This window comes from Clostridium sp. DL1XJH146 (assembly GCF_054819755.1).
In genome coordinates, this window is sequence record NZ_JBTVVN010000017.1 from 1 (window position 1) to 15,716 (window position 15,716).

A 15,716-nucleotide genomic window follows, 5' to 3' on the forward strand; every position below is an offset into this window, starting at 1 on the left:
TTGTGACCCAAATTTGTTGTGCTTTTTTTTATTCAATCAGAAGGCCACTAAAAAAGGTATGCTTTTTCAGTGGCCTCGAAAAAGCACCCGTGCTGAATGACAAATCGTAAATATTGTTAATGATTGTTAATAAGGACCAGTGCACCTTGTGATTGAGTTCATCTGACGAGCTTGTTTTTAATGTTACTCTTTTAGCAATAAAAACTGTTCCAATTTTTGTAAGTGGACTGTGACTTTACATAGATTGGTAGTGAAACCAACAACCTATGTTGATAGTTTATGTATAATGAGAATATGAATATAATATTTTTATTCATTATTTATGCGAAGTTTATAATAATCTCTTCTTTCGTAGGGAATCTTCTTAGGACATCCACTGGCAGAAGTTGCTCTCAATCACTTAAATTCATGTATATATATCGCATTTTTATCCTTATCAAGAATTTCAATATATTGAGGAGTATTTTTAATTACTTCTTCATTTTTCCCATTCTTATCATATATAATCAATCCTTCTTTATCTTCTATAAATTCACTGATATAAAATTCCTCTTTAAATTTCAAATTTATTTTATAAGCTTTGTCCAAAATATCCTCATCAAAAAATATAATTACCTTAAAAGGGTTTTCAATATGTACTGTTGTAATTGAAAAAGGCAGACTCCCATCACTTCTATTTGAGGGTATAGTATCATAGTATATATCTCCTGCTTTATCAATTGATAATCTATAAAATCCTTTATTGTCAATATCTTCTTTATATATCGCTACTGTAAATTCTTTAAAGAAATTTGTACTTTCAATTAGTTTTACATTTTGATTAGATGCAAATTCCTCTAATTCTTTCTGGGTAAGTGCTCTATTAGGTATTATTTCAATGTCATTAGTTCTATTTTTACTTCCTTTACAATGAAAAATAAATAAGGCTACTATAGAAAAGGTTATTGTAATCAAAATTATTTTTTTCATCTTCATATATGATTTTTCTATCCTTATCTAGACCTCTTAAATATTTCATATTATAGTTTTGTTCATCTTCATTCCAATAAAAAATAAACATTCGGTTTTCATCCAAATCGTATTTAAATGTATCCATTCTATTTTCTTCTACTGCTATCATAATAGAAGGCAAAAAAACTATCCACTTCATTTCTAGTTTTTGGTAGCACCACAGGAATCGCAGCAATAACTGAAAGTTATTGCTTGCTAATGTTGTGCTTGTTTTCAAAATGGTTTATATCATTTTGTGATATTACCGGATTCAAAATATATTGGTGTTTCCTTGCTCCAAAGACCTCTCTATTTATATCTGCCATTGAAGCTTGACTGATAAGTAACTTAATATATTAATCATGTTCAATTGTCAATCTTTTGCCCGTAAACTCTTTCAAAATGTCTCTATTCTTATTTTGTATTTTCTTAAAAATCTTCAAAACTAATTCCCCATTCAAAAAACGCCGTCACATATGACACGGTTCGCTTATCACCTTCAAAGCTTAATAAATCCCTTTAATATTTGGTACTTTAATCTATGATAAACTTCCCATTATAAACATTAAGTGCCTAATAAACCCCCACTTTATGAAACTTCCACTCCCTCAATTAATTTAGTATTTCTATCAATAAAATCAAATTTAACTATTAGCTTATCTAAGTATTTACTCAATTTAATTATTTCTTTATCTTGCAAATTAAAATTTCTTTTTTCTATAAGAATATTTAGTTTATTTTGATTCTTTTCTATCAAGTATTTCAAAGTATAATATCTACATATATTTTTCAATTGTAAATTTCCTCTCTTTAGTAAAATAATATATTACTTACACAATTCCCCAAAACGCCTTGTCTACATTTTATCTTATTTGCAATTATTTGTTAAGTCTTTTAAGTCTTTTTATATAAATATATACAAATTTGTAATAATAGATAGAATAATGTATGCTTAAACAAAAAAAGTAAGGACAAGATTTATAGTCTTATACCTTCAAAGTCTATAAATCTTGTCCTTACATTATCTAATTCAAAGATTTTTCCCAATAAAATATTTATTTTAAAATCAAGATAGTATTATTTATATAATTTCTCAAAACAAACTTATTTGTTCATATTCATTTTTAGCTTCATATTCTTTCAGATAAGAAAAAATATTATCTGCACCAACTAAAATATTATGCTTTTTACATTCTGAATATAAAATCTTCATCAGCTTATTGTGATTTTCACTGTGACACCCATACGAATCTCCAAATGTTTTAATATATCTTTCTTTCATATGTGGAAAATGCTTATCTAGCATTTTATAAAAATACTCCCTGTTTCCCGTCCTCATGGTTACACCAATTCCAAAACATAAAATTCCATGAACCTTTGCCTCTATACAATAATTAAGAAGATTTCTAAAATTCTCCTCATCATCATTTATAAATGGTAAAAACGGTGACAACCAAACCACTGTTGGAATTCCGTTTTCATGGAGTATTTTTAAAGTCTCAAAACGTTCCTTTGTAGTTGACACATTAGGTTCTAGAATACGGCATAAATTTTCATCATATGTAGTTAGAGTCATCTGTACAACACATTTTGATTTTTTATTTATACTTTTCAGTAAATCTAGGTCCCGTAATATTCTATTAGATTTTGTTAATATTGAAATTCCAAAACCATACTTATCTATAACTTCTAAACACTTTCTTGTATACAAAAGTTTTTCTTCAATATGCATATATGGATCACACATAGCTCCTGTACTAATCATACATTTTTTCCGTTTACGCTTTAATTCATTCTCAAGCATTTGTGGTGCATTTTTCTTAATTTCAATATCGGTAAAAATATGGTCCATATTATAACAACTACTTCTACTGTCGCAATAAATGCACCCATGACTACAGCCTCTATATATATTCATACCATTTTTTGCTGAAAGAATAGATTTGTATTCGCTATAATGCATGATGTCACCCCTTATAATTTTTCTGCAAAACTAAATATATAGAATCTCCCTCTTCTTCTTCCATATAATAACCAATATCAATTATTCTAAAAGAATCCCCAAAGAGCTTTATCAATTCCTCTTTTTCATAATATACAAATCTTAATCCATCATACATTTCTTCTGAATTACCTCTCCAAAAAGTATGAAATAATATTCCCTCATCATTAAGTACTTCTTTCTGCCTAACTATAGATTGTTTAAGTTCATCTTTTGATAAATGTTGCAATACCTTATTAGAATATATACAGTCAAACCGCTCTTCTGTATTTATAGTTACTGCATCTAAAAAGAGTAATTCGATGCCTTTATTTTTTTCTTCATACAAATCTAAAAACACTTGTGAGTTATCAGAACCAGTTACAATATAATAATTTTTTAGTAAATCCAAGTCTTTCCCTGGACCCATCCCGAGTTCTAAAAGTGTAGATCCTTCTTTTAAATGTTCCTTTAAAATATCAATCACAGCTTTTCCATCTGTATTTTCACACATTTTAATATACTCCAAAACCTTTTGTCTATCATTAAAATAAGTAATATAAATCACTCTCCATAACTAAAAATTTAGTTTTTCCTCTATGTAAATTTTCATAATGCTTATCTTTATTGTACTAATCTAATATCTGTATTTCAATAACTTTCATCCTATCCCTTTATAAAGTTTAGATTATCTAGTATAGACATAGAGCCTGACACTTTTTATTAATATTTACTAGTTATAAATCATATAAATAAATCTGAACACAATTATATTTGGAGGCATAAAATGAAAATCATATCAATAATAAATTATAAAGGCGGCGTTGGCAAAACAACTATTACAGCTAATTTAGCGACACAACTTGCCAAAAATAAAAAGAAGGTACTAGCTATTGATCTAGACCCTCAATCAAACCTAACTTTCTCATTTTTAAAAATAGACACTTGGCAAGAACTATATGAACCGAAACAAACTATTAAAACTTGGTTTAATGATTGTATAGATGACAACCAAAACCCATCTCTATCAAAATTAATTATTTCACCTAATGAAGTAAACAAGCATGTTAACAACAATTTGGATCTAATTTCATCACATCTCGGTCTAATTAATATAGATTTAGAGCTTGCTGTTATGCTAGGTGGCGCATCTGAAAGACAACAAAGAAATAATTTTTTGAAAGTCCATTCTTTGCTAAATAGAGGAATAAAATCTTTAGAAAATACATACGATTACATACTAATTGACTGTCCTCCTAACTTTAATATCGTTACTAAAAATGCATTAATTGCCAGTGATTTTTTCCTTGTTCCATCTAAGCCAGATTACCTATCAACCTTAGGAATCGAACAATTGAACAAACATACCAATACCCTACTAAATATTTACAACAAATATGCGTCCTTTAACGATAATAACTATGAAAAAATAAACCCAAAATTTCTTGGAGTTATTTTTAATATGGTAAACATAAAAAATAATAATCTTATTTCTAGTCAAAAAAATTATTTTGACCAAATAAAATCAACGAGTATACCACTATTTAATAATATGATTAGGGAGAGCAACTCATTATTTGGAAGTGCCCCTAGTACTCAATTACCTGTCATTCTGAATAAATCACATAATAAGACAAGTAAAACTGTTAATAAAGAATTGGTTGATTTCACCTGTGAATTTGTAAATAAGGTAGGTACTCTATGAATAATAAAACATCATCCGAAAAGTTATTGTGTATATTTCAAGATTTTATCCATAATCTATCCGATGAAGATTATAAATTACTATTAACCAGCAAGGCATCTATCATATTAGACACATCAACAGCAAAGCAGAAAAAAACTCACAAACCTAAGGCTTTAGCTAAGAATTTTTGTGAGTTTGAAAAAACATTATCTTCTTGTGAAAATCGTGATAAAGCCCAAAGTTTATTCGATAAAAACAAACTTACTAAAAGAGATCTAATTTCTATAGCTAAATCTCTCAATATACATGTATTATCTAATGATAGAAAAGATATTATTATAAACAAATTAATTGAAGGAACTGTAGGTGTAAAGCTGAAAAGTAAAGTTATCGAAAGCCTGGATTTGAATAAAAAATAAATGGATAAGGGGGCGTTCAGTTAGTGAACTTCCTTATCTATATTAATAATTATTATTATTTGAAAATAACTCTTTACAACCACAAATTATTATGTTATTATATACACATAAACAAAATAAATTTTAAATCAGTACAGACAAGGAAGTGATTCCAAAACATATTGACTTTCATTAGAAACCTAAACGATACGCTAAAGAAAGGGGATAGACCAATGTACCAGATTAGAATTTTAGAGGATAGTAGAATTTTATAAATAAGAGGCTTTAATCTATAGGATAAAGCAAAATACAACATTTAGTTACAGAAGAAATACTATGCTCTACTGGGTTAAAAATTAAATATGATAAAAATATAAGGGAGTTCACTTGGTGAGCTCCCTTTCTTCTTCTGTTATATGAAAAATTGTGAGTATAATGATAAGTATTCTATCCCTGTTTTTTTAACATTGCTATCTACCTTGACCATTGATTTTAATACTCCATTAATCTTTGCTCCTCCAATAAATAACATTTCCATGTACATATTTAACTCTTATTAAATCACCTAATCCTATAAGTAACCTCATCTTCCATCCCTTCATATTTCTCAACAACAAGCTTAGAATAATTTAAGGCATCGTTCGCACTTAAATTCTGTTCTATAAATATAGTATCTGTAATTTTAAAAGGAGCTCTTAATGAATCTATATCCTCAGTAATTATCCTCTTAGTCCTTCCCTTAAAATCTTTGTGCTTTACTAATCCTTTAAATATTTCCGCATCATATTCATACATGCTCATACAAATAGCTCTAAAGAATTCTCTCCATGAATTAACCTGTTTTTTTCCATCAATAATTGTTAACTCAACCGGTTCTCTGCCTGTTACATTATTATCTTCCATTAAATCAAATTCTGATTTAGCATCATTTTCTTCAATATTAATCACATCTATGTTAGGTTGTGACCAAATCTCTTTAGCTATATTAAATAACTCAACACCTCTTTGCTCGATAGATTTTTCATTCCAATATTCGAATTTTGATAAATCTCTGTTGATAGATACATTAGATTTTAGCAATATTAATTTCTTTTCTTCATAACTCTTATTAGATAACTCTCCATTATATCCACTTAAAGTTAAGTTTCCAATTCTATGTAAATAAATATCATATATCTCTTTATACTTTTTACCTAAATCTACTTGCCATTTAGGAGAAAGAGTTTGTGGCATAATATGCTCAATTGTAATTTGAGAAAAATCAACCTGTTCTTTATTTTTATAACCTTCTAAACACTCTAGCAAATATTTGCATTGTTTGAAATTATAAATATCCTTAGTTATAAAACTCTCTTTAAATACTTCATCTCTTGGAAATATAGCTTTGCCCTTTTTTGATAATAAAACTAGTGCCACATTTTCGTGTAATTGCAATTTCTTTTTCTTATTTTTACTAATATCTTTGTGTATAGATGCAAATATCTTATTTAGTGCATTTGTAGGAATTTCACAAATCAATCTCCTAAAAACGTAGGAAATTATCACATCTAATACTTTTGTAACCTCTTCTTGGTCAATATTTTTATATAAATAACAATCCTCAAAAACATTTAACAAGAATGGGTATACTGTAGTTGATTTAATCCTTTGCAATTGCTTCAACCTCAGATTAATTTTCTCATCATTAGAATTACAATAAGTAAACCAACTATAATATTCTGCAAAAGTTAATAATTCTTCTAAGACCCCTTCAGCATTATAGTTTTTTAATTCTTCATAATATTGTTTAAAAGCATCATATACCTTTTCTTTTTTAGGAATACTAGATGTCTTTAATGTAAGATAGTCCCTTATAAAATCAGATATCAAACTATTAGGTAATACAGCTTCAATATTAACCCAATATTTTTTATATAAATGCTCCTGCATAGAATAAGTCTGTCCCATAAGTAAAAAATTTCTAATCAAATCAGCCTGTGTCAAATCCAATCCCGTTGAATTCAAGCTTTCAAATATAAGCTGTGGATTTTCCTTTTCGCTATCTAGTTGTATATAAACAATTTCTAGTTTTTGAATCCCTTTATAGATCTCTTCAGGTTTTAAATCTGAGTTTTCAATCAAGTTACAAAAATATTTATAATTACCGAATATGTTATTTTGAGTATCTGTATTTTTCTCACCATTAATTATTTTATTGTATACCTCATAATCAGACTTTATTGGTTTAAGCTTTATCCTAAGTTTTTCAGGTGCTCTTCTATTTATTAGATATTCTTCTAAAATATCTGCTTTTATATCTTCATCATTAAGTTCATCATGCAAAGCTTTTAATAAGATCATTGTTGAAGTTAATCTTTGTTGCCCATCAATTACTATAAACTCCCTAAATGTTGCATTCTTTTCACCATCAACATAAACAATAGTACCTAAAAAATGACTCTCCTTTTCATTAATTATTATTTTTTCAACATCATCAAACAACCTTTTACAATGAGAAACCTTCCAGTCGTAATTTCTTTGATAAACTGGAATATTGAATGTCCTCTTACTTGAACCTAAGAACTCTAATAAATTAATGTTATCTGCTTTCATATAATCCATACTTCCCTTCATACTTTGCTTTTTGTGATAGTTCTTTACTGTATCATATCACTAGGCCTCTATTTCTTTTTTATTCTTATAATATTCGCTTTTGTTTTACCAAACATATTAATATTATACCATTTTTACAATTATTTTCATTATATACATTTTTACATATTTCTTGCTTATTACAGTAATCGGTATAAATTTAAGTGTGTTGTTTACTTCTCTAAATTTATACAAAAAATATTTATTGTACTCGACAAAAAATCTTTTTTAGTGAATTTTTCTTTCATTTAAATTATACAACTGCAACAGTAAAAAAATTGTCTTTTAAAGTCGAGAAATAAAAAAACATTCTAAAAATGAAGTAATCCAAAAACATATTAACTTTCATTAGAAACCTAAAAGATACGCTAAAGAAATAAAATAGATCAATGTTCCAGTTTACAATTTTAGAGGATAGTAGAATATGATAAATATATATGATAAGATATTATAAAATAAGATGAAAAGTTGGGTGTTACTATGTTTAAACAAATGAAAATCTCTTTATTATTATTTTTTATGAGTTCTTTATTTTTTATGGAAATTATATTAAGGATATCAACAAATGTGAAATTGATATCCTGGGGGCTTTTATTGTCGTTAGTTTTTTCAATTTCTCTTGCTATGATTTTTCAAATAGTATCTAGTTTATTTAAGGATAAAATTAATTATATTTTGTCTTTCTTACTCTTAAGTATATCGTCATCCATTTTTTCTTCACAGCTAATATATTTTAAATTCTTCAAATTATATTATACTGTGTCTTCAGTAGAGAACGGAGGACAAGTTTTTGAATTTTGGAAGGATATTAGTATTATAGTATTAAAAAATAGTCCTTGGATTATTATATTTTTTATTCCACCTATCCTTCTTTTAACTATATGCAAGAAAATATTATCATTTAAGAAATTGGACAAGCGTTACTTAGCATTACTGATTTGCTCTGTTGTTTTTACACATCTAATGGGGCTTGCTGTTATTAATACGGGTAATAGAGACAAACTCTCTGCTTATGATTTATATTATGATAGTAGTTATCCCATTCTTTCAGTAGAAAGACTTGGCTTGATGACAACAATGAGACTTGACTTACAAAGAAGTATGCTTGGTTGGTCTCCTACTGTAGAAGCAATATCAATAGATACAGTTGTAGATCCGTCTAATGAAACATATTCCGATGACATTCCAAAAGAAGAACTAGAAGAAATTGAGTATAATATTATGGATATTGATTTTGATAAAATTATTGCAAATGAAGATGATACAGAAATAAAAGAAATACACAAGTATTTTAAAAATTTACAACCTACAAATAAAAATGAGAATACCGGAAAATATGAAGGCTATAATTTAATATTGATAACTGCAGAAAGTTTTTCTCCCTATGCAATAAATAAAGAAGTTACTCCAACTTTATATAAATTGTATAATGAAGGGTACAAATTTACCAATTATTATAATCCTCTTTGGGGCGTTAGTACAACAGATGGAGAATATGTAGCTTGTACAAGCCTTATACCTAAGGTAGGTGCTTGGAGTTTTAAGGAATCAGGTGATAATTATTTACCTTTTGTTATGGGAAATCAATTAAACAAGCTTGACTATAAGTCGTTAGCATATCATAATCACTCTTATACATTTTATGATAGAAATATTACACATCCCAATATGGGATATACTTATAAAGGAGTTGGAAATGGTCTAAAAATAAAAAAGTCATGGCCTGAATCTGACGTTGAAATGATGGAAGTGACAATTCCCGAATATATTGAAAAGGAACCTTTTCATGCATATTACATGACTGTAAGTGGTCACATGCAATATAATTTTTTTGGAAATATGATGGCAATAAAAAATAAAGATTTGGTAGAAGAATTGCCTTATTCAACAGCGGCTAAAGCTTACTTAGCTACTCAAATTGAGCTAGATAGGGCTCTTGAATATTTACTTGTTAAGCTTGAGGAATCTGGAATTGCAGACAAAACACTAATTGCAATAAGTCCTGATCATTATCCTTATGGGCTAGAAAAACAGATAATAGATGAACTGGTAGGTCATGAAGTTGAAGAAAATTTTGAACTTTATAAGAGTGCATTTATTATATATGCAAAAGACATGGAACCAATAACCGTAGATAAACCATGTTCTAGCCTTGATATACTTCCTACTATATCTAACCTGCTAGGATTAGAGTATGATTCTAGATTACTCATGGGAAATGATATCTTTTCTAACTCAGAGCCTTGTGTCATTTTTAGTAATAGGAGTTTTATAACTGATAAAGGTAAGTATAACGCTGAAACTAAAGAATTTATACCAAATGGAGGAGTTACTATAAAAGATAATTATTTTGATAGTATTTCAAAACTTGTAGATTATAAATTTTATCTTTCAGAAAAAATTCTTGATACAGATTATTATAGAAAAATATTAGACAATAATCTTGAATAGAAATTATTAGCAAGTTAGTATTACTATTTGATAGCTTACAAAGAACCCTAGATGGAAGTTTTTCCTATCGAGGGTTCCTTGTCAAACCTTTTATTAACCTTATTTAATTCTCTAAATCTTATATCAAGTTCGTCAGCTTTGCTTCCTCACTATAATCCATATTGGCATTAATCTGTCTCAATCTTCTTAATAACTTTACTAAGCATTTTATGAATACCATTTCCATAAACTTTTTTTATTGGATTAACCTTTGCTCCAGGGAAATATGAATTTTCTATCCATCCTTTATTTTGCCAGTACTCTTTATCTACCGGGAAAATATTAGTTGCAAGAGTTCTTTGTACATTGTAAGTATTTATCTGCTTAAAAGATGGTGAATATCCTCTGCCGCCATTATTTATTAGTTTTATAAACTTTGATATTTCATTTTCGTCTATAGGCTTATTAAAGGTTCTACCATTTCTTGATAAAGTTCCTGCTAAGGCTACTCCCCACTGTACCATTACTTCTTTTATGGAATTTAAAGTGCTATCAATTCCTGACCCTTGGGTATTTGCAAGAAGTAATGTAGGTTTTTGTGCAACTTCTGATCTATGGAACCAGCTACAAGTCCTATCTATGAAACTTTTTAGTATTCCTGTCATATTATTAAGATATACTGGCGTTCCTATCACTAATCCATCACAATCTATGATTTTTTTCATAATTATACTAGCATCATCTTTTATAACACATTTATCCTTTAAAATACATACTTCACAACCCTTACAATAATCTATTTTATAATCACTTAAAGTTATTAATTCTGTTTCAAATCCGTTATTCTTTAATATTTCTCCGATAGATGATAAAAGACTATATGTGTTTCTTTTTCTATTACTTGCATTTATTAATAGTATTTTTTTCATTTTTATACCTTTCTCCCCTTAAACTTAAATTCTAATTTGAAACATATCTTCTACTTCAAGAAAACTTGAATCAGCAATATCTGTAATCACAATTTGCTTTATTTTTCTCATAAAATAGCCATTGTATTTTGTATATTTAGCAAAAGTATTAAAACTACTTTTATTTTCTTCTGCAATTGTAACTTCAACTATATCAAATCCTTTTGATTTAGCAACAGAAACGGCTTCTTCAATCAATCTATAAGATATCCCTTGTTTTCTATATTGTGGCAAAATTCCAATTTGCCAGATAAAAAATTTTTCTTCATTATATAAAGCCATGATATATCCAATTTCTTCAGTACCTCTTTTGGCAATAAAAGTGCTTTTAGAAAAGTAATTAGTCATTACCCAGTATGTGTATTGGGTGTGTATATCGAGGGAATAACATTTTTGTGCTAGTCCTCTTAATTTTGCTCCATCATTACTCTTTACCTCTACTATTTCAATATCATTGTTATTAACAATCTTTTTCCCATATTCCCTAAATTTATTCAGATTATCTATCCAAGATCCAGATTTAATTATTGCATAATTATCAACAACTCTATTATAGTAATAAATCCAAGCATATATATTCTCGTTATTTAATTTAATACGCTTCCTAACGTATTCTGATTTAGTGGGAGTCTCTGCATAGAACCCTTCAAATTCATCTAGGATTTCAATGGCTTTACTATCTAAAACTTCGAATACTTGCCCCACTATTATATTATTACTATTTGGTACTATGCCTGGGCAGTTACCCAAATCGTACATTGTACCATTTGCCTCCCCTTCTTTATAAAATCGGAGCATTTTATCCTCCCCAATGTCTTCAATGTAAGATAATTCTTTTAAAAGATTATCATAAATAAATATAAATTCTTTCTCTTTCAAATCAAAAGTATCTAGAATGTTCCCATAATCATAATTCTCCATATAATAGCTTAATCCTCCTCTTTTTCAAAAACTAAATCAAATTCTTTAAAAACACCATACGTTGTAAAATTACATCTTCATCTAATTTTAAAACAAAGGTGGCGTCACTACACATAAAAGTTCTAGTTCTTCATCTTCATAATTGTATACTGTATGAGATTTTGTAGATGGATAATGAATAGATTCCCCTGCTTTAATAACATATTCCTTATTATCAACAATAAAAGTTGCACAACCTTTAAGAACATAAAAAAGTTCTTCTCCATCATGGCTACCTGCCTCAAACCCAGTAGATTTAGGCTCCAATGTTAGGAAAAAGCTATCAAGTTTACGATTGTTAAACCGACCATTTAGTATCTTAAAATACTTATAGTTTTGTTGCAATCCCTGTAAAATCGCATTATTATCTCTCCTATAACATTCCTGTGAAGCGTCTTCTTCAACAAACAGACTTTTTATGGATATATTTAACGCAGATGTTATTTTCTTTAAAGACACCATTGTGATTGATGAAACGCCTCTTTCCATCTGCGACAAAAAACTAATGGAAAAGCCAGTTTTTTCGCTCACATCTCTTAATGTCATCTTTTTTTCTTTTCTAATTCTTTTAATTTTCATATATACTTCTTCTTCCAATTTTTATCTCCTTTATATAAATTATTATTCCCCAGTAGTTGTACACAGTATATTCATTCATCTATTAAGTCACGTTTAAATAATTGACTTATCTATTATTTAAACGTGACTTAATCAACAAGATCTTTTCAGTCTTTTCGATTATTTCATCATGAACTGGTCGATTAATTTCAATGTCTGCATAAGGATTCTTATATCTACCTTTCATTCTTATATATTTATTAGTGACGTTGTATACTTAACTAATAATCTGTAAAACTTTAGAATACTTATTTAAGCGCTCACATCCATTACCTTTTACCAAAACTAAATCTTCAATACGAACACCAATATCATTTTCTATATAAATACCAGGTTCAATAGAAAAAATCATTCCTTCCTCTATCAAGTTCTCATTGGTAGAAGATACATCGCCGTACTCATGAACATCCATCCCAATAAAATGGCCTAACCGATGGGTAAAGTATTCACCATATCCCGCCTCACTTATAATATCTCTTGCTATTTTATCTATATCCTTGAATTTCATACCTGGTTTAATGCTTTCTATAGCCTTTTCATTAGCTTCTTGAACTAAATTATATATTTTACGGTGATTCTCTGATACGCTTTTACAAAAAAATGTACGTGTCATATCTGCACAATACATATCTTTCTTACAGCCTATATCAAATAATACACACTGACCCTCTTTTAATTCGCTTTCATCAGGAAAATGATGTGGTTCAGCAGCATTTCCTCCAAAGGCAATTAAAGGTTCAAAGGAATATCCATCTGCACCTAAATTTATATAAATATCTAAAAGTTGTTTTTCGATTTCTTTTTCTGAAATACCTTCTTTAATAAGAGATTTCAGTTTATCCATTGCTAAATCATTTATATGAGAAACTGTTTTCATTTTTTCTTGCTCTTCTAAATCTTTAATTCCTCTAACATAGTCCAAAGAATATGATCCTAACTTATAATCTGTAGCAGCATTTAACTCAATAAGTGGAATAAGAAATTTTGCTGGTAACTCTTTATCAATACCAAGAATATCATCAGTTATTATATCTTCTGAAACTTTTTCCATAATATTATCCGTATCATTGTACCACTTTATATCTACACCTAAATCACCTTTAATTAAAAATAACTGATTGGCATATAACTTATGTTCACCTTTTGTATTTAGGTAAAGTGCAAAAAATCTCTCACCTGGATGTTCAAGATGTCCTGTCAAATAATATATGGCTAGTGAATTACTTATAAGTAATTGACATAAGCCCATATCTTTCATTTTTCTAATTACATTTTTAACCCTTTTTTCAATCATTTGAATTCTCCTTTATTACTTTATATTCACTAAGAAAAAACGACATTTCCTTTAGACTATAGAAATATCGCTTCTATCTTAAAATAATATCAAAATTACATTACATTTTCAACATAATTTATTATAAAATTATGTTATTTGTGAAATTTTATATGCTAAATCAATACTTTTAGCATATGTTACTACACATCCTAAAGTAAACCAATCACTAAAGTTTGTAAATAAAGGCATGGGGAATTTGTAATCTTTATAATTCCCCAATTTTGTGGTCTACAAGTACAGATTTTTTGCAATTCTATTATAAAAAACCAAGTAAAACAATAAGATTAGCACCTTGTTCTCTATACTTAATTATTGCATCTTGTACATCTTTTGTGAATTTATCATGACTTGCTTTTTGCTGATTGTATTTAGGATAATTATTAGCTAACAATAGTTTTTCTTCATCTCTAAAATATATTTAATTTCTTAACATTTTTTTATCACTAAAACACCAATATCTTTCATTTATATTCCAGTCTTTTTTTAGTATTTTATAGATTGTTTAATAACTTTAATACAAGCATCAATAATTTCAGATTTATAATAAATATCTTTATAAGATACTAGTTCCTCAATCACTTGTTTCTTAGGAATTCCGCTGCGATATACTCTATCTGATAACATTGCATCTGCTATATCAGCAACTGCAATAATTTGAGCATTATAGCTAATATCTTCACCCTTTAAACCTAATGGGTATCCACTACCATCAAGTCTTTCATGGTGTTGCTGTACAATTGTCTCAAGAGGAAAACCAAAATCAAAAACTTCCAATAATTCATGCCCTACAGAAGAATGAGTTTTCGCCAATTCATATTCTTCTTGATTTAGTTTTCCAGGTTTATTTAAAATATCAGTTGGTAACTTAATCTTTCCTAAATCATGTACTTTACCACTTAGCCATAGGTTGTTTAAATCCTCATCACCCATTCCCACTTCAACGCCTATATTAACTGCTAGTTCTGCTACATTATCCATATGATTTTTAGTATATTCGTCTTTATACTCTACAACTTTGGACAAAGTATTTATTATAGCATGATTTTGACTTATGATTTTTTCTAAGGCTTTCTTTTGCTTATCAATATTGATGTGCGTTCCCACTATTAGTCTAGGACTACCCTCTTCCCAACTAAAAATCTTAGCTTTAGATAAAACCCAAATATAATACCCGTCCTTATGCTTTATTTTAAATTCACAATTGTATTCTTTGACTTTACCACTGTATAACTGATTACTTTCCTCTATAATTATTCCAATGTCATCAGGATGTATAAGACTATGAAATATGTCGTCATTCATAGGATTAAGTTCTTCAAAAGTATATCCAATCATTGCTGCCCATTCTTCCGAAACCTCTTCTTCTTTAGTAATTTTATCGCAATACCAAATACCTATTTGACCAAATTCACTATAAACCTCTAAAATCCGTTCAGCTTTTTTGAGATTTTTATTAACCATAATAGGCCCCCCTTACAAATGTTAATATTATTATATACAAAAACCCTAAATATTCATAGCATTTTTTTACATACTTAGTAAAGTATTGATTGGTTTTGAAAGCTATACTACATTAGTTTACAGGTATAGCAAGTGCTCATATACTGTTATCTATCTCACAAAGAACTTAGAATATTATATTCTACTCACTAAAAAATTAAATATAATAAATATATAAGGGAGTCCACTTAGTGGACTCCCTTTGCTGTGTTCTATA

16 protein-coding genes are annotated in these 15,716 nt (G+C 28.2%); 3 read left to right on the forward strand and 13 right to left on the reverse strand.

The window, feature by feature from the left end; all coding sequences use genetic code 11:
* Window positions 1-396: 396 nt before the first annotated feature.
* The 5 genes from ACVHXK_RS09765 to ACVHXK_RS09785 all read right to left on the reverse strand — a co-directional run bounded on the left by ACVHXK_RS09765 (window position 397) and on the right by ACVHXK_RS09785 (window position 3,485).
* A complete protein-coding gene (locus ACVHXK_RS09765) occupies window positions 397-975 on the reverse strand; it encodes a hypothetical protein (protein ID WP_461206203.1) in 579 nt (192 codons plus the stop codon).
* Complete coding sequence (locus tag ACVHXK_RS09770) at window positions 905-1,150, reverse strand: hypothetical protein (RefSeq protein ID WP_461206204.1); 246 nt, start codon at window positions 1,148-1,150, stop codon at window positions 905-907. The genes ACVHXK_RS09765 and ACVHXK_RS09770 overlap by 71 nt, the downstream gene beginning before the upstream one ends.
* Before the next feature lie 429 nt (window positions 1,151-1,579).
* Complete coding sequence (locus ACVHXK_RS09775; RefSeq protein WP_461206205.1) at window positions 1,580-1,783, reverse strand: aspartyl-phosphate phosphatase Spo0E family protein; 204 nt, start codon at window positions 1,781-1,783, stop codon at window positions 1,580-1,582.
* A gap of 300 nt (window positions 1,784-2,083) precedes the next feature.
* A complete protein-coding gene (locus ACVHXK_RS09780; protein ID WP_461206206.1) occupies window positions 2,084-2,953 on the reverse strand; it encodes an SPL family radical SAM protein in 870 nt (289 codons plus the stop codon).
* A 4-nt stretch (window positions 2,954-2,957) separates the two neighbouring features.
* A complete protein-coding gene (locus ACVHXK_RS09785) occupies window positions 2,958-3,485 on the reverse strand; it encodes a class I SAM-dependent methyltransferase (RefSeq protein WP_461206207.1) in 528 nt (175 codons plus the stop codon).
* A 273-nt stretch (window positions 3,486-3,758) separates the two neighbouring features.
* On the opposite strand from ACVHXK_RS09785, the gene ACVHXK_RS09790 reads away from it, so the two are divergent.
* The gene (locus ACVHXK_RS09790) at window positions 3,759-4,676 is read left to right on the forward strand and encodes a ParA family protein (RefSeq protein WP_461206208.1); all 918 of its coding nucleotides are present in this window, start codon (window positions 3,759-3,761) and stop codon (window positions 4,674-4,676) included.
* On the forward strand, window positions 4,673-5,077 hold the full coding sequence (locus ACVHXK_RS09795; protein ID WP_461206209.1) for a hypothetical protein: 405 nt from the start codon (window positions 4,673-4,675) through the stop codon (window positions 5,075-5,077). Before ACVHXK_RS09790 ends, ACVHXK_RS09795 begins: the two co-directional genes overlap by 4 nt.
* A gap of 391 nt (window positions 5,078-5,468) precedes the next feature.
* On the opposite strand, the gene ACVHXK_RS09800 is transcribed toward ACVHXK_RS09795, so the two are convergent.
* Both ACVHXK_RS09800 and ACVHXK_RS09805 read right to left on the reverse strand, forming a co-directional pair.
* Window positions 5,469-5,600, reverse strand: a complete 132-nt coding sequence (locus ACVHXK_RS09800) for a hypothetical protein (RefSeq protein WP_461206210.1) — start codon at window positions 5,598-5,600, stop codon at window positions 5,469-5,471.
* Between the two features lie 17 nt (window positions 5,601-5,617).
* The gene (locus ACVHXK_RS09805; protein WP_461206211.1) at window positions 5,618-7,657 is read right to left on the reverse strand and encodes a DUF262 domain-containing protein; all 2,040 of its coding nucleotides are present in this window, start codon (window positions 7,655-7,657) and stop codon (window positions 5,618-5,620) included.
* 624 nt (window positions 7,658-8,281) lie between these two features.
* Between ACVHXK_RS09805 and ACVHXK_RS09810 the strand changes: the two genes are divergently transcribed.
* Entirely contained in the window at window positions 8,282-10,138 is a 1,857-nt protein-coding gene (locus tag ACVHXK_RS09810; RefSeq protein WP_461206212.1) for an LTA synthase family protein, read from the forward strand.
* A 167-nt stretch (window positions 10,139-10,305) separates the two neighbouring features.
* On the opposite strand, the gene ACVHXK_RS09815 is transcribed toward ACVHXK_RS09810, so the two are convergent.
* From ACVHXK_RS09815 to ACVHXK_RS09840, 6 genes are all read right to left on the reverse strand, one after another.
* Window positions 10,306-11,046 (reverse strand): flavodoxin family protein, encoded by a 741-nt coding sequence (locus ACVHXK_RS09815; RefSeq protein WP_461206213.1) that lies wholly within the window; start codon window positions 11,044-11,046, stop codon window positions 10,306-10,308.
* Window positions 11,047-11,070: 24 nt separating this feature from the next.
* Window positions 11,071-12,006 (reverse strand): GNAT family N-acetyltransferase, encoded by a 936-nt coding sequence (locus ACVHXK_RS09820; protein WP_461206214.1) that lies wholly within the window; start codon window positions 12,004-12,006, stop codon window positions 11,071-11,073.
* An 87-nt stretch (window positions 12,007-12,093) separates the two neighbouring features.
* On the reverse strand, window positions 12,094-12,642 hold the full coding sequence (locus tag ACVHXK_RS09825) for a helix-turn-helix domain-containing protein (protein ID WP_461206215.1): 549 nt from the start codon (window positions 12,640-12,642) through the stop codon (window positions 12,094-12,096).
* Window positions 12,643-12,880: 238 nt separating this feature from the next.
* The gene (locus ACVHXK_RS09830) at window positions 12,881-13,957 is read right to left on the reverse strand and encodes a M24 family metallopeptidase (RefSeq protein ID WP_461206216.1); all 1,077 of its coding nucleotides are present in this window, start codon (window positions 13,955-13,957) and stop codon (window positions 12,881-12,883) included.
* Between the two features lie 298 nt (window positions 13,958-14,255).
* Window positions 14,256-14,390 (reverse strand): hemerythrin domain-containing protein, encoded by a 135-nt coding sequence (locus tag ACVHXK_RS09835; RefSeq protein ID WP_461206217.1) that lies wholly within the window; start codon window positions 14,388-14,390, stop codon window positions 14,256-14,258.
* Window positions 14,391-14,482: 92 nt separating this feature from the next.
* On the reverse strand, window positions 14,483-15,460 hold the full coding sequence (locus ACVHXK_RS09840; protein WP_461206218.1) for an HD domain-containing phosphohydrolase: 978 nt from the start codon (window positions 15,458-15,460) through the stop codon (window positions 14,483-14,485).
* Window positions 15,461-15,716: the final 256 nt, after the last annotated feature.

Excerpts from the sequence above, each read along its gene's own strand:
- ACVHXK_RS09765 (WP_461206203.1), bottom strand. The coding sequence starts at position 975 with ATGAAGATGAAAAAAATAATTTTGATTACAATAACCTTTTCTATAGTA.
- ACVHXK_RS09770 (WP_461206204.1), bottom strand. The coding sequence starts at position 1,150 with ATGAAGTGGATAGTTTTTTTGCCTTCTATTATGATAGCAGTAGAAGAA.
- ACVHXK_RS09780 (WP_461206206.1), bottom strand. The coding sequence starts at position 2,953 with ATGCATTATAGCGAATACAAATCTATTCTTTCAGCAAAAAATGGTATG.
- ACVHXK_RS09785 (WP_461206207.1), bottom strand. The coding sequence starts at position 3,485 with ATGTGTGAAAATACAGATGGAAAAGCTGTGATTGATATTTTAAAGGAA.
- ACVHXK_RS09790 (WP_461206208.1), top strand. The coding sequence starts at position 3,759 with ATGAAAATCATATCAATAATAAATTATAAAGGCGGCGTTGGCAAAACA.
- ACVHXK_RS09795 (WP_461206209.1), top strand. The coding sequence starts at position 4,673 with ATGAATAATAAAACATCATCCGAAAAGTTATTGTGTATATTTCAAGAT.
- ACVHXK_RS09800 (WP_461206210.1), bottom strand. The coding sequence starts at position 5,600 with ATGTACATGGAAATGTTATTTATTGGAGGAGCAAAGATTAATGGAGTA.
- ACVHXK_RS09805 (WP_461206211.1), bottom strand. The coding sequence starts at position 7,657 with ATGGATTATATGAAAGCAGATAACATTAATTTATTAGAGTTCTTAGGT.
- ACVHXK_RS09815 (WP_461206213.1), bottom strand. The coding sequence starts at position 11,046 with ATGAAAAAAATACTATTAATAAATGCAAGTAATAGAAAAAGAAACACA.
- ACVHXK_RS09820 (WP_461206214.1), bottom strand. The coding sequence starts at position 12,006 with ATGGAGAATTATGATTATGGGAACATTCTAGATACTTTTGATTTGAAA.
- ACVHXK_RS09830 (WP_461206216.1), bottom strand. The coding sequence starts at position 13,957 with ATGATTGAAAAAAGGGTTAAAAATGTAATTAGAAAAATGAAAGATATG.
- ACVHXK_RS09840 (WP_461206218.1), bottom strand. The coding sequence starts at position 15,460 with ATGGTTAATAAAAATCTCAAAAAAGCTGAACGGATTTTAGAGGTTTAT.